We start from the raw sequence: 12,810 nt of genomic DNA on the forward strand, positions 1-12,810 counted from the left end.
GGATTGCCATGAAAAAACTTATGACAGCACTTTTCATTTCAGCAGCCCTTGGTATGCCGTTTTTAGCTGCTGCAGAGGCGAAGGGAATCGACCTTGTCCAAGCCGCTCATCTGACGGTTGAGCAAAAACTTGAAGGGACCGTGCATAATCAAGTGGTCTATGCCCAGAATGGTCTTGCAATATGGGATCAGATCATTGAAAAAGAGTCCCTTGCCATCCACTATCCAAAGATTCATTTGGCAGGTCATGGGGATGAGGCCCGGCGCATGAACCGTTATTTTCGGAAACGGGCCAAGTCATCGATGAAAAATTATGAAAAAGCGACGCTCCCTGATGCGAAACTGACAAGTCATGTCAATTATCTGCTTTCCTATCATGGCGATCAGTTTCTTTCCTTCCGGGAATATGGCTATGATTACTTTGAACGGGCGGCTCATCCAACGAGCTGGGAATTGGGTGTGACTTTTTCCATAGAGACGGGCCGGCCTGTTTCTTGGCAGGAAGTGCTTGCGGCGGAAGGAAAGAAAGCTTATACGTTAAAGGAAATCAATCGCCGCCTCTTCGCGTCGTCCTATGGAAAGGCGCATGCTTTTTATTACGATTTTAAGGGCCTCACGGCACTTCCTAAAAATTATTACCTAGATGAAAAGGGAACCATCCATTTTGTTTTTGGACAATACGAAATTGCTCCTTATTCAAGCGGAATCATTGATCTTCCGATGAACTGAGGAATCGCCCCATGAGGCGAAACGGAGGCCTTCCCCAAGGAAGGCCTTTTCTTTGCAAAGTTTCGTTAACCTATATAAAATATAGTTGAACGAAAAAGAAAAAAAGAGTAGGATAACAGCGTATGAAACGAGTACTGGATTTTATCAAAGCCTTGGGGGCGTTCCAAGGAAAACGCTATGACCACAGCTATATTGGGCGAGTAAGCATTGCTTTTTGGGGCGAGGAGGATGCTTCCTGCACGTTTTCCTGCCACCGTCAGTGGCAGAAAAAAAGCGTGGAATGCCTGCGCGTGGAAGCAACGAACAAGGCAGGAATCCTTGTGGGTCTTTTGGAAGCTTGGATTTTCTTTTCTCCCAATATCGTTCCTGCAATACCCAAACAGGATCCTTTTCCAATGGGGACTCTGTGGAAGACCTATTCCCGTGAGTCGGTCATTCAGTTTGCCAAGGAAACAGGGGACATGAATCCCATCCATTTAGCGGAGCGTCCCGTTGTTCAGGGGCTCTTGCTCCTAAAGGACCTTGCTGCCTATGGGAACGATCCGGACTTTTTATCCATGACATTTTCGTCACCCCTTTACGTTGGGGAGCCTATTTATCTTGAGGAGGAACCTTGCCATGACCGAAAACTCTATGCATCAAGCTCGCGCGACTTTGTCCGCTCAATCGTCCGTCCGGAAGATGACCTTGACGGGTGTCTGTGTCGCGCTGTTAGCGGCTTCGGCGTACATTTCTTTTCCGCTGCCTTTTACTCCGGCCATGGTGACGGCACTCACCATCATGGTTAATTTCGTTGCTTTTGTCATGACCCCCAAGGAAGCGGGACTGACGCTCTTGATCTATCTTTTATTGGGAATTGTCGGAGTTCCTGTCTTTGTTGGCGGGACGAGCGGGATTGCCAAGATCATTGGACCAACGGGCGGTTTCAATATTGGATTTTTGGTGGCGGCTATGGTGATGAGTGCTGTACGCGGCAAGAGCCATGATTTCAAGAAACTCATCATGACGGGAATCTTTGTCGGCATGCCCATCATCTATATTGGCGGCTGCATCAGTATGTATGCCGTAAACCGCGTCAGTGTTTGGGCTACCCTTTTGACGGCCGTCATTCCTTTCCTTTTTGGAGATGTTGTCAAAGTTGTCATTGCTGCCATGATGGCCGTTAGGGTCAGTAAATTCCGCGTAGGTGCCTGATGGAGGAGGCGGTCTATCTGTTAGGGGGACTTAGAAGTCCCATTGGCCTTACTGGCGGTGTTTTTCAAGCGATTCGTCCGGAAGAATTGGGGGCTGCCCTCTTCCGGGCGATTTTTGCTAAGCTGCCTGAGGCAAGAAAAGCAGACGAAGTGATGGGGGGCAATGCCGTTGGGAGTGGGGGAAACCTCATGCGTCTTACGGCCCTTATGGCAGGACTTGATGAAAAAGTGCCTGCCCTGACCCTTGATATGCAGTGTGCGTCTGCCGCAGCGGCGATTGTTATGGGGTATGCCAAGATTCGGAGCGGTCTTTCGGACCTGATCATCTGCGGCGGCCTGGAATCGACCAGCCTTCAGCCTCTTCGACAGTATGCCCCCAAGGATCCTCGCTATCATGAAAAAGGCTTCATGGTGGCCCAGTTTTCCCCGGATACGATAAGTCCCCGAGCCATGCTCGAAGGCGCGGAACGGACGGCTCAGCTCTTTGACGTAACGCGGGAGGAACTTGATCCTTGGGCCGTGAGGAGCCATGCTCGAGCGGCTGCGGCTAGACCTGTTGTAGCCCCTTTTATCGCCCCCTTATTCGGTGTTTGTGAAGATGAAGGCATCCGGCCTCACTTTTCCCAAAAACTGGCACGCCGCATGCCGACACTCTTTACGGAAGAAGAAACGAGGAACCTTCTGGGGGATGCGGCACCGATTCGGAAAATCGTCCCGACCTTGACCGCGGCAACGAGCTGCCTCACTCATGATGGGGCGGCCTTTGTCGTCCTTGCGTCGCAAAGGAAAGTGGCGGACCTTGGACCCCACGTAAAACCGCTGGCACGGATCATAGGCGCTGCCGACGTTGGTGTTGATCCACGGTTAAGTCCTTTGGGGACCCTAAAGGTCGGAGAAAAGCTCTTGCAGCAGGCTGGACTTCATTTTTCTGACATGGACAGCATTGAATATAATGAAGCCTTCGCGGTGATCAGTGCTCTGTTTGCCCGACAGCATCCGGAAGCCTTGGATGCCTATCTGCCTCTAGGAGGGGCTCTTTCCTATGGGCATCCTTACGGCGCAAGCGGGGCTATCCTGACCCTTCATGCTTTGGCCCATCTCACGCGGAAAAAGGGACGCTTTGGCCTTATTGCTGTGGCTGGGGCCGGTGGAACGGGCAGCGGTCTTTTATTGGAACGGGTGTCATGATGAATTATATGGATCTATTGCTGACGCAGGCAGGAAAACTGCCGCAAAAGGTGTTTCTGGTGACGGAAACGAAACGCTTGACCTATGAGGCCGTGTGTGATGCGGCTCTTTCCTACGCAGCGCTTCTCCAGTCCCTTTCCTGCCCCAAAGGGACGCTTCTTATTGTCCGGAAAGACCCGGTGGCCCAGCTCACTGCTTTTTTAGGTGCCCAAAAAGCAGGGTTTGTGCCTATTTTAGGTCATCCGGACCTGACGCCTCTTCTAGCGGAAACACTGTCCAAAAAGCGGGGCATTGCCTATATTGATGATGGGCAGTTCCGAGTGGGGCAATCGGGGAGCATGGTGCCCCAAGGGGCCATTATGGGCGTCCTCAGTTCCGGCTCAACTGACCTGCCCAAGCTTCTTTTTCGGACTTATGAAAGCTGGGCTGATTTCTTTCCTGAGCAGTGCCGCATTTTTGGCCTCAAGAGGGATTCCGTTGCCTTTACGGAAGGAAGCATGAGCTTTACGGGAAATCTCAGCGTCTTTGCCAGTGTGCTTTATGCGGGGGCTTCGCTTGTCATGGGAGAGGGGCTTTATCCCAAAAGATGGGAAACCCTTCTTTATCGGGAAGGCGTCACCTATCTTTACCTTGTTCCTGTTAAACTAAAACTCTTTTTGCGGATCATCAGGCACCCTTTTCTTTCTGTCACTACTGTTATGGCGGGATCCCAACTCCTTGACCGCGATACAGCAAAGGCCTTGAAGCGGGCTTTTCCCCATAGTGAGATCTATCTTTATTACGGAGCCACGGAACTCAATTATGTTACGTACCTTACCTACAAAGAACTGCTCCAGCATCCTATGAGCGTTGGGCGTCCTGTGAAAGGGGTCAGCGTCGACATTCGGGATGGCCTGATCTATATTGATACTCCGTATCATGTAGCGGGCCTTTCCCAGCCTTGTACCTTGGGGGATGAAGGCTTTTTTGATGAAGCAGGCTATCTAATCTTTTTAGGCCGAAAGGGGGATGTGGTAAGCATCGGCGGTCTGACCATCAGCTGCAGCAAAGTGGAAAACGCGCTCTTGTCATTGCCTTATGTGTCGGATGCCATTGTCCTTTCTGTAGCCGATAGAAAGCGGGATGAAACCATGGCCGCTTTTCTTGTCCTTAAAGAAGAAAAGAACCAGTCGGCCATCCGGATGGACCTTAAGACCAGGCTCATGATCCAGGAAATGCCCCGTCATCTCATCATCTGCTCTGAACTGCCTCTTACTGCAGCTGGAAAGGTTGATCGCAGAGCCCTTCTAAAAATGCTCGAAAACAAAGGAAGTCCGATCGTCTGATAGGAAAACTCGTTGCTTTACCTCTCCTCATCCCAATGAACCTTTCTGGTTGATTGGGACTTTTTTGTTGGAAAAGGTCCCTTCTATTGGAATTTTTACCTATTTTTGCCCTTTTTCTTATTCCTTTCGCAATTTTTTCACAACCCTTATTTGAGATTACCCCGTGAAAAAGGTATACTATAAAGATAGAATCTATTGTCTTGTACAAAAGGAGAGTCTTTCTATGCGGATACATCATTCATTGGTTCTTGCCGTTCTTCTGTCTTTGGGAACGACCGGTACGGTCTTTGCAGAAACAGTCCCTGCCGTGGCTGCCCAAACGGAACCTGCAGCAACCCAGACACAGCAGGCTGTGCCTTCACTGCCTGTCATTCCCTCCGATGAAAATGGGGAAGTCCTCGATCCCAGTCTCTTTAAGGCCGTAAAGACGGTTTCAGGGGAAACGCTAAGTCTTGGGGATGGCTATGCAGCTTCTCAGCAGGATCAAAATGCCTTGTACTTCCAAAATGGGGCCAACATCACGGTAACCCACAGCAATATCAGTAAGCTGGGGCATACGACGAGCATCAAGGGAAGCCGCCTGAACGGCCAAAATGCGCTTGTCCTTTCACATAACAGTACGGCCCTTTTGGAAGGCTGTGTCCTTAACAGTCAGGCTGATGGAGCGGCTGCGGTGTTTGCTGCTGGACCGGAAGCTTCCGTGAAACTCCATAACACCAATGTACGCACGTCGGGACTTTGGTCTCCTGGTCTTGCCGTTCAAAAAGAAGGCAAGGCAGAAGCCAATAATGTCAATATCGGTACGACCGGTGCTTATTCAGCGGCACTTTCCGCGGGGGGCGGCAAATCGACCGTGACCGTGACCCAGAGTACCCTTTCGACGACGGGGGTTGAAAGCCCCATCATTTATTCCGGCGGTGATATTGCTGTTTCCGAAGTGCGCGGCGGGGCTGGAGCTTCCAGTCTTGTTGTCGTTGAAGGTTCCAACGTAGCCCATCTTGAGTATGCGGACTTTACTGGCGGTGGTACAGAAGGCATCCTCCTTTACCGTCAACTCAGTAAAGTCCCCGATGCTGACCATGTGACCCGTTTTTCGGCCAAACATGCCTCCCTGCGTCACGTTGGGGCAGGCCCCATGTTCTTTGTGACGAACACCAATGCCCGCATCTATGCAGAAATGACAGGCTTTCAGTATGAAGGTAAAGAGCTCATCCGTGTTGGGGCCAGCCACTGGGGCAAAGAAGGTCAAAATGGGGCTGTCCTTGAATTCATCGGCAATAACCAGCCGATGAGCGGTGATATTACGGTTGACGAGTTAAGCTCCGTCACCATGACCCTTCAAAACGAAAGTCATTGGTATGGGAGCATCAATGAAAAGAAAACGGCCAAATCCGTCAAGGTTGGCCTTGACGGAAAATCAACATGGAGCCTTTCCGGAGACGCCCATGTAAACGTCCTCATCGACGGTGATACGACGCTGAAGAACATCACGGGGAACGGATACTGCATTTTCTATGATTCGGCAGATCCCTTGAATCACTGGCTTGAGGGCAAGACCTTTACGCTTACAGGTGGCGGCGCCGTGACGCCGGAACCGGCCGTCATGACGGCAAAATAAGGAGTCTTGTCTCTTCCTTCCTGTTCTAGATTGGAGGCCCATCCATGAAACGTCTGCAAAAGCTAGCTGTCTTCCTTCTTGCCCTTCTCCTTGTGACCGTGCCCGCCCTTGCGGCTGCACCGACCAAAGCCGATAAAAAAGAGGCTGAGCGCCAGGAACTTCGCACCAAAACATACCAAGCCCTAAAGCTTCTTTACGAAAAGAAACCGAAATCGAAACGGGCCATTGAGCATGCCTACGGCTACGCTGTCTTTGTCGATACAAGCTACACGGCCGGTTTCATTGGCGGCGGTCACGGAAGAGGCCGGGCTGTCAATAACAGTAATGGTACGGAAGTCTTCATGAAGATGGCCCAAGGAAAATTGGGCCTTGGCCTAGGTGTCCGCCAGACCAATACAATCTTTGTCTTTGATACGATCGATGCTTTTACCAGCTTCATCACCAAAGGCTGGACATTTGGCGGACAGGCTGCGGCAGCTGCCACGGATGATGTCCATGGTGACAGCCTTGAAGGGTCCTTCCAGGTAGCACCGGGAATGTGGATGTATCAAATGACGACCAAGGGGCTTGCGGCGGAACTGACGGCAACAGGAACGCGGTTCTATGTTGACAACGACCTGAATAAAACGCAGATTCCGGCGGTCAAGGAATAAGTTATGGAAGACCAGCTGACCCTTTCCCCCGTTGCCTATTATGAAGGCCCTTTGACGGAGAAGTTTGGCCTGCCTCGGCAGAGCGGGCTGGTGCCGGAAATTGAAGGCACCCTTGTCTTTACACCGCCGTATCGGATGCGGGAAGCGTTCCGCGGTATGGAAGGCTTTTCCCATCTGTGGCTGATCTGGGGTTTTTCAAAGAACCATACTTGGTCCCCGACGGTGCGTCCGCCCCGCCTTGGCGGCAATGAACGGCTCGGCGTTTTTGCCACCCGCGCGCCTTTTCGGCCCAATCCCTTGGGACTCTCTCTTGTAGAACTTGTAGAAATCAAGGACGGCGGAGTCAAGGGACTCCTTCTCGTTGTACGGGGAGCTGATCTGATGAGCGGCACGCCTATCTATGATATCAAGCCCTATATCCCTTACGCCGATGCTCGTCCTCAGGCACGGAGCGGCTTTGCCACAGGACCTGATGCCGAACTTTGCGTGAAGTGCGATGAGGCCCTTCTTGCTCCTTTTACGCCTACCCAGCGGCAGGCCCTCAAAAAGGTCCTTGCTCAAGATCCGCGCCCTCATTATCAGCATGATGCCCAGCGAATCTACGGGATGAGTTTTGCTGGCTTTGATGTGCACTTCCGTATCGATGATAGAACGGTTCTTGTGACAGATATCCGAAAAGGATCTTCTGATTGATTTATTTTGAAAGGAGCCTATTCCTATGAAGAAAAAAATCCTGGCTTTGACTCTTGCCCTTTGTGCCTCCCTTTCTGCAGCGGCGATTCCTGTATCTGCGGAAGTGGAGACAAAATCAGCGGCCATTGCCAATATTGATATGAGCTGGCCCTATATCAAGGCCGACAATAAGGCTGCAACAAAGGCCATCAACAGTGACCTCCGCGTCTATATGGATGATTTCCGCTACGATTATATGTATCGAAAATTTTTGAGCGGGCGGACCTGGTTTGAAACGGCCTACGAAGATAAAGATATTGCCAGTGTAGTGCTCTATGATCTGCGCAATGATGGGAAGACCAATACGACAACGGTCCATGCCATCAACTACGATTTAAAGACAGGGCAGCGCATTCCACTGGAAAAGGTCTGCCGGATGACAGTGGATGACCTCGTGAAAAAGGCAGCTACTAGCTTCTATCGCGATGGTTATATTCGCATAACGCCAAAGAAAATGCCTACCCGTGTACCCGAAGATTATGTCTTTAACCAAAATGGCGGCATTACCCTTTATTTTCAAGTCGGAGAGGTGGGGGACCTCCTTGATGGAAATGTAACGGCTCGCTTTACACCGGAAGAAATCAGGGAAATCAATGCGCAGCATCCGCTTCACTGAAAAAACGCTTACACGTGCGCTTACAGCAGGGGTCCTTATGGGATCCCTGTTTCTTCCATTTTCAGCAGGCGCAGCATCCCCCGAGCGCACTGCTGAATCTAAAAGCGTTCCTGCCGCAACGGTTTCAGCACAGGAAAAGGTCAGCCAAGAAAAGATCGTCAAGGAAAACCTTAAGATTGCCGGTACGGCCCTTATGTGCGCCGGCACGTACAGCATGGGTGAAGGCAGCAGCGAACACAGCCTCTTTTCTGACTATGGGTGGGACGTTTCGCCTTTTCGTGCCGCTTCGGATGATACGGACGTCCATTTTGCTGTCGCTGTAAGCAAAAAGGCCTACGGCAGGACGTATCCAACTATTCTTGCTTTTCGAGGCAGCCAGACCAAGACGGATTGGAAGACCAATTTCAGGGCGTCCCTGGTCCCCTTTGACGAGAAAAACAAAACGGCCGATCCGAAAACCGTTCCCAGCGTCCATGAAGGGTTTGAACGCTATGCCGCAACGGTCCTTCGGACGCCCATGGACCTTGATGGCGATGGCAAGGAAGAAATGGTTGCCCCTTATCTCAAACAGCATCCAGACCGCAGGCTCTACCTCACCGGTCACAGTCTGGGCGGCGCGGTTGCAAGCCTTGTTGCGGAACGTCTTGTGGAAAAGGGCGTTCCTAAAGCTCAGGTCCCGGTCATTACTTTTGGTGCGCCTGCTGTTGGCAATAAAGCTTTTGCCGATGTCTATGGGAAGCGAATTGACCTGATTCGGGTAGTCACAAGCCTTGATCCCGTACCGGGCAGTCTTCAGACTTTTTTTGGAGGTGACTTTACCCAATTTGGAAAGGTGGTCAAATTTAACCTTTCGAAGAACTATTCTGGATATCAGCATCCTGTTTCCTTTTATCTTGACCTTGCCCTGCGGCGTTTTTATGATTCCTATGATGAAGCGGTCAAAATGGGCCTTCTTCAAAAGGTTCCTTTGGCGCAGGAACAAGGGAAAAAGCCGATGTCAGCCCTTGCGCTCTATACGACGGAAGATTCCTTTGATGATCGTTTTTCGCCCGATCTGGGGCGATTTGTCCTCGATGATTATCGGGCGATGTTGCCGCGGTATACAGTGCTTGACGTAAAGCACGAAAAAGAGGATAATTTTCGCATTGAGGAAGGCACGCTTATGAAAGCCGCACAAAAGGCCGGTGCCTCGTACCTTATCATCGTGACCCTCGATATAAAGCGCCTTGGACAGAGTCGGGCCTTTTATATCACGCTCTCGCAACATGTACGGAGTCTAGAAGGCCCCGGACTTTCCACGCTGACCATGGGCAGTACCCGTGTCAGCTTTGACCAAGGACTGACGCAGGCCACGCTTTCCCTTCTTGAAGACCAAAAAGCGGTCATCAGAAACCTCCTTCCCTTTATAAGGACAGAAGAAAGGCTCTGGAATCTCACCCCAGGAGATGATACGAGTGAAAATCATTGATGCTCATATGCATTTTGCCCGCTTTCCCGGATTTGATGAAGTTGCCCATCATGCTGGACATGAAAATACGGCAGCCCATTACCTTGCAGCCTGCCATGAAAATGGCATTGTCATGAGTATTGTCATGGGCAATGCCTCTGGCGGTAAGCCCCAGTTTGGCGGGATTGTACCTCAAGTGCCTGATCTGGCCGGCCCTTTTGATCTGCTTCATTACAATCAGGGAAAGGAAATCTGCTACTGTGTAGGCATCCAGAGTGAGCAGCTGACCCTTGCAAACTGTGAAGCGTCGGCTAAGGAGACGGAACGGTTCCTCAAGACGCCGCAATGTGTCGGAATCAAGATTTATACAGGCTACAATCGGGTCTATGCCAAGGATCCCCGTCACGAACCTTTTTACGCCCTTGCCGAAAAGTATGATGTGCCCGTCTGCTTTCACATGGGGGAGACGGCTGGCGGCCATGGTCTTTTGAAATATGCCCATCCTCTCACCCTTGATGAGACTGCAGCTTCCCATCCCCGTGTACGTTTTATCATTGCCCATGTGGGAAGCCCATGGATCCTTGACGCCGTAGAAGTCATGGCCAAGAATGAAAACGTCTATATCGATGTTTCGGGCCTCCTCGTTGGCCGCGCCAGTGGGGAGGAATATCTCAAAAAACAGCAGGCCTATTTTGCTTATCTGCGCATGTGGCTTGATTACGCCGAGCGCTATGACAAGGTCATGTATGGGACCGATTGGCCCCTTATCAACATCAAGAGTTATTTGGATGTCATGAAGGCGGTGATCCCGGCAGAACATCACGAAGACGTTTTTTATAACAACGCCCTGCGCTGTTACAAAAAAATCGAAGGCCTTTTATGATGCTGTGACCCAAAGGGTACTGAAAGGAGAAATGACATGATTACAGGAACGCAAAAAGAAATCGACCGCATCCTTCCCTTTATGACAGGACGCCTCCAAAAGGCCCTTGCTGCTGTACGGGACCTGGATCTTGAAACACTGCCCCTTGGAAAGACTATCATTGACGGCGAGGAAATCTTTGTCAGCACCAATGAATATGAGACGGAACCTTTTGAGGACCGACGTCCGGAAAAGCACGAATGCTATATCGACATCCAGCTCATGGCAGAAGGTACGGAAACACTGGGCTTTACGGATGTAGAACATGTTTCCGATATGACCGAAGATCGGCGTAAAACGAGTGATGTCTCTTTCTATGGCAAGACAGAACGGGAAAACGTTGTAACCCTCCAAAAAGGGGACTTTGCCATCTTCTTTCCTTGGGAAGTCCATCGGCCCAACTGTGAGGCTCAAGAAGGAAAGCCATCCCATGTGAAGAAAGCCGTTGTAAAAGTGCGCTTTGACGGGAAATGAGAGACGGAGGATCTGGAAGGACGCTTTTTTCAGATCCATTTTTTGTATTCCTTTCTTTCCTTTGTCGTTTCCTTACAATCCGGAACGGAAACTCAAAAAAAGTGGGACGGACAAGTAACATTTTGATGTTGCAAATATCTTGAAATTTTGTAAAATGGAAGCATAAGGAAAAGTCTGTGTTGCTTTTCGAGTGTTAAGGGAGGTCATCATTATGGCATGTTTTATCGTACCTGCAGCAGAAGCGATTGCTGTAACGGCAGCAACGAAGCTTTTGGGTCATAAAAAAGCAGAAAAAAACAGCAGCGTTCGGACTCTTTTCGTAACGGAAAAATTGGGCTGGCTCAACAAGATGCTCTGGGGCGGCAGCGCGCTCCTGGCCTTTGAACATCTTTGGCATGGTGAGGTCGTTCCTTTCTTCCCCTTCCTGTCGGCCATGGAATCAGCGGAAGAAACGGCTTCCATGCTTCATGAAATGGGTACCGTTGGGGCCGGTATGGCGCTCATGGTGACCGGCGTCTGGATCGGTATGGTTGCCGTCAGCCGCGTTCTTGAGAAAAAGGCGCTCCGCGAAGCAAAATCCGCCGGAAGCGAGGCCTGATCATGACCCTGCTCATCACCGTTTTTGCAGCGGTTGCGGCAACGGCGCTCTGGTATGGGTCGGACTCGCGGCATCAGATGAAATGGGGGACCCTGTGCTGGCTTTTTTGGGGTGCTTCCCTCATGTGGCTGGTGGATGCCATCTTTGAATATCGGGAACTGGGCGCGAGCTATTTCACACCCGACTTGGAATCCCTTGTGAATGATGCGTTCCTGGGCCTTTCAGTTGTGGCCCTAGCCCTTGTCATATGGATTGTCAATCTCTTGATTACAGATCCCAAGCATGTTGTCCGGAATGAACTGATCCACAAATCATAATACGCAGGGGACCATGGGATGCCATGGTCCCTTTCCTTAGGAAGGAGACAAAACCATGTTTTTGGATGAAGCCCTCAAAAAAGAACCCAAATCCCTTCAAGAGACGTTTCATACCTGGTATGACTTCATGGAAGACCGCATCACTTTTGGTCAGTTTGTGAGCCTTTTGCATACGAAGAACCACTGTGCCCGGGTGCTCCTTTATTGCCTGAAGATTGCCAACCTGGCCAAGCTTTCTGAAGAAGAACGGAGCGTTCTTGTGAAGGCTTCAGTATTCCACGATTCACGTCGGCAGGACGACACGCGTGATGTTGGACACGGTGCGCGGGCTGCGGAAAACTTCAAAGCCTTTGCTGAACGCGGCGAAGTGGCTTTTGACGAACGAACCTATCTTATCATGGCCTACCATGACAGGGATGACGAACAGGGTAAGGAGGCCTTGCGGAAAAAGGGCCTTGAAAAAGCGATCCTGCTCTATGATATTTTCAAGGATGCCGATGCCTTGGACCGCTGGCGCATTTCCCCAACCGCCCTTGATGTGCGCTATTTGCGGACGGACTGGGCCCGGGGCCTTGTGGCATACGCAAAGCGCCTAGTGGCAGCAACGACCTTGCCCCACGCAAGGTAACAAAGAAGACTCTCCTGATCTTGTCGGGGGAGTCTTTTTTATGGTTCTATAATAAATGTTGGGGTGAGGAAATATTCTTTCCTCACCCCATTTTTGCATAAAAAAGTGGACATAGACGGCATCCACTCTTACAATTAAATCGCCAAACCTAAATGAAAGGAAGATGGCCTATGTCCACATTTGATTATATAGCAAATTCCTTGAATGTCAAAGGTAACGTAATAAAAAAATGCATCCACAGTGAGCAACAAATTGAATTTATTATGGAACTGAATCGAGCTGTTGTCCAATGCCCTAATTGTCATGCGAAGACCGATAGAATCAAGGATTACCGTTGGCAAAGGATTGCTATCGGATCCATTTTGCACCAA

The 12,810-nt window shown here is 50.5% G+C and carries 16 protein-coding genes; all 16 read left to right on the forward strand.

Annotation, left to right across the window (positions count from 1 at the left end):
* The first annotated feature begins 8 nt into the window (after positions 1 to 8).
* Positions 9 to 728 (forward strand): RsiV family protein, encoded by a 720-nt coding sequence (locus H503_RS0109020; protein WP_016459734.1) that lies wholly within the window; start codon positions 9 to 11, stop codon positions 726 to 728.
* A gap of 122 nt (positions 729 to 850) precedes the next feature.
* Positions 851 to 1,516 (forward strand): MaoC family dehydratase, encoded by a 666-nt coding sequence (locus H503_RS12755; protein ID WP_009015544.1) that lies wholly within the window; start codon positions 851 to 853, stop codon positions 1,514 to 1,516.
* Positions 1,509 to 1,922 carry a biotin transporter BioY gene (locus H503_RS0109030; protein ID WP_014128150.1) on the forward strand — a complete coding sequence of 138 codons (414 nt, stop codon included), beginning with the start codon at positions 1,509 to 1,511 and terminating at the stop codon, positions 1,920 to 1,922. The genes H503_RS12755 and H503_RS0109030 overlap by 8 nt, the downstream gene beginning before the upstream one ends.
* Complete coding sequence (locus H503_RS0109035) at positions 1,922 to 3,109, forward strand: thiolase family protein (protein WP_009015542.1); 1,188 nt, start codon at positions 1,922 to 1,924, stop codon at positions 3,107 to 3,109. Before H503_RS0109030 ends, H503_RS0109035 begins: the two co-directional genes overlap by 1 nt.
* Positions 3,106 to 4,434 (forward strand): AMP-binding protein, encoded by a 1,329-nt coding sequence (locus H503_RS0109040; RefSeq protein WP_009015541.1) that lies wholly within the window; start codon positions 3,106 to 3,108, stop codon positions 4,432 to 4,434. The genes H503_RS0109035 and H503_RS0109040 overlap by 4 nt, the downstream gene beginning before the upstream one ends.
* Positions 4,435 to 4,657: 223 nt before the next feature.
* A complete protein-coding gene (locus tag H503_RS0109045) occupies positions 4,658 to 6,052 on the forward strand; it encodes a hypothetical protein (RefSeq protein ID WP_022227181.1) in 1,395 nt (464 codons plus the stop codon).
* 44 nt (positions 6,053 to 6,096) lie between these two features.
* Entirely contained in the window at positions 6,097 to 6,705 is a 609-nt protein-coding gene (locus H503_RS0109050) for a lipid-binding SYLF domain-containing protein (protein WP_014128152.1), read from the forward strand.
* 3 nt (positions 6,706 to 6,708) lie between these two features.
* Positions 6,709 to 7,398, forward strand: a complete 690-nt coding sequence (gene tsaA / locus H503_RS0109055) for a tRNA (N6-threonylcarbamoyladenosine(37)-N6)-methyltransferase TrmO (protein ID WP_009015538.1) — start codon at positions 6,709 to 6,711, stop codon at positions 7,396 to 7,398.
* Positions 7,399 to 7,423: 25 nt separating this feature from the next.
* A complete protein-coding gene (locus H503_RS0109060; RefSeq protein ID WP_009015537.1) occupies positions 7,424 to 8,053 on the forward strand; it encodes a hypothetical protein in 630 nt (209 codons plus the stop codon).
* Positions 8,054 to 8,090: 37 nt separating this feature from the next.
* Entirely contained in the window at positions 8,091 to 9,521 is a 1,431-nt protein-coding gene (locus H503_RS0109065; protein WP_009015536.1) for a lipase family protein, read from the forward strand.
* Positions 9,499 to 10,383 (forward strand): amidohydrolase family protein, encoded by an 885-nt coding sequence (locus tag H503_RS0109070; RefSeq protein ID WP_227077560.1) that lies wholly within the window; start codon positions 9,499 to 9,501, stop codon positions 10,381 to 10,383. The genes H503_RS0109065 and H503_RS0109070 overlap by 23 nt, the downstream gene beginning before the upstream one ends.
* A 36-nt stretch (positions 10,384 to 10,419) precedes the next feature.
* Positions 10,420 to 10,896, forward strand: coding sequence for a NanQ anomerase/TabA/YiaL family protein (locus H503_RS0109075; RefSeq protein WP_009015534.1), 477 nt, complete (start codon positions 10,420 to 10,422; stop codon positions 10,894 to 10,896).
* 211 nt (positions 10,897 to 11,107) lie between these two features.
* On the forward strand, positions 11,108 to 11,494 hold the full coding sequence (locus H503_RS0109080; RefSeq protein ID WP_009015533.1) for a hypothetical protein: 387 nt from the start codon (positions 11,108 to 11,110) through the stop codon (positions 11,492 to 11,494).
* A 2-nt stretch (positions 11,495 to 11,496) separates the two neighbouring features.
* Entirely contained in the window at positions 11,497 to 11,811 is a 315-nt protein-coding gene (locus tag H503_RS0109085; RefSeq protein ID WP_009015532.1) for a hypothetical protein, read from the forward strand.
* A gap of 55 nt (positions 11,812 to 11,866) precedes the next feature.
* Positions 11,867 to 12,439: an HD domain-containing protein gene (locus H503_RS0109090; protein WP_009015531.1), complete on the forward strand. Its 573-nt coding sequence runs from the start codon at positions 11,867 to 11,869 to the stop codon at positions 12,437 to 12,439.
* 170 nt (positions 12,440 to 12,609) lie between these two features.
* Positions 12,610 to 12,810 (forward strand): transposase family protein (locus H503_RS12575; protein ID WP_026385685.1); only part of this gene is annotated, 201 nt, incomplete at its 3' end.

This window comes from Acidaminococcus intestini DSM 21505, from assembly GCF_000425045.1.
Classification (GTDB): domain Bacteria; phylum Bacillota; class Negativicutes; order Acidaminococcales; family Acidaminococcaceae; genus Acidaminococcus; species Acidaminococcus intestini.

Bases quoted from the DNA above. Each gene is read 5' to 3' on its own strand.
- H503_RS0109020 (WP_016459734.1), top strand. From the start codon at position 9: ATGAAAAAACTTATGACAGCACTTTTCATTTCAGCAGCCCTTGGTATG.
- H503_RS12755 (WP_009015544.1), top strand. From the start codon at position 851: ATGAAACGAGTACTGGATTTTATCAAAGCCTTGGGGGCGTTCCAAGGA.
- H503_RS0109030 (WP_014128150.1), top strand. From the start codon at position 1,509: ATGGTTAATTTCGTTGCTTTTGTCATGACCCCCAAGGAAGCGGGACTG.
- H503_RS0109035 (WP_009015542.1), top strand. From the start codon at position 1,922: ATGGAGGAGGCGGTCTATCTGTTAGGGGGACTTAGAAGTCCCATTGGC.
- H503_RS0109040 (WP_009015541.1), top strand. From the start codon at position 3,106: ATGATGAATTATATGGATCTATTGCTGACGCAGGCAGGAAAACTGCCG.
- H503_RS0109045 (WP_022227181.1), top strand. From the start codon at position 4,658: ATGCGGATACATCATTCATTGGTTCTTGCCGTTCTTCTGTCTTTGGGA.
- H503_RS0109050 (WP_014128152.1), top strand. From the start codon at position 6,097: ATGAAACGTCTGCAAAAGCTAGCTGTCTTCCTTCTTGCCCTTCTCCTT.
- tsaA (WP_009015538.1), top strand. From the start codon at position 6,709: ATGGAAGACCAGCTGACCCTTTCCCCCGTTGCCTATTATGAAGGCCCT.
- H503_RS0109060 (WP_009015537.1), top strand. From the start codon at position 7,424: ATGAAGAAAAAAATCCTGGCTTTGACTCTTGCCCTTTGTGCCTCCCTT.
- H503_RS0109065 (WP_009015536.1), top strand. From the start codon at position 8,091: ATGGGATCCCTGTTTCTTCCATTTTCAGCAGGCGCAGCATCCCCCGAG.
- H503_RS0109070 (WP_227077560.1), top strand. From the start codon at position 9,499: ATGATACGAGTGAAAATCATTGATGCTCATATGCATTTTGCCCGCTTT.
- H503_RS0109075 (WP_009015534.1), top strand. From the start codon at position 10,420: ATGATTACAGGAACGCAAAAAGAAATCGACCGCATCCTTCCCTTTATG.
- H503_RS0109080 (WP_009015533.1), top strand. From the start codon at position 11,108: ATGGCATGTTTTATCGTACCTGCAGCAGAAGCGATTGCTGTAACGGCA.
- H503_RS0109085 (WP_009015532.1), top strand. From the start codon at position 11,497: ATGACCCTGCTCATCACCGTTTTTGCAGCGGTTGCGGCAACGGCGCTC.
- H503_RS0109090 (WP_009015531.1), top strand. From the start codon at position 11,867: ATGTTTTTGGATGAAGCCCTCAAAAAAGAACCCAAATCCCTTCAAGAG.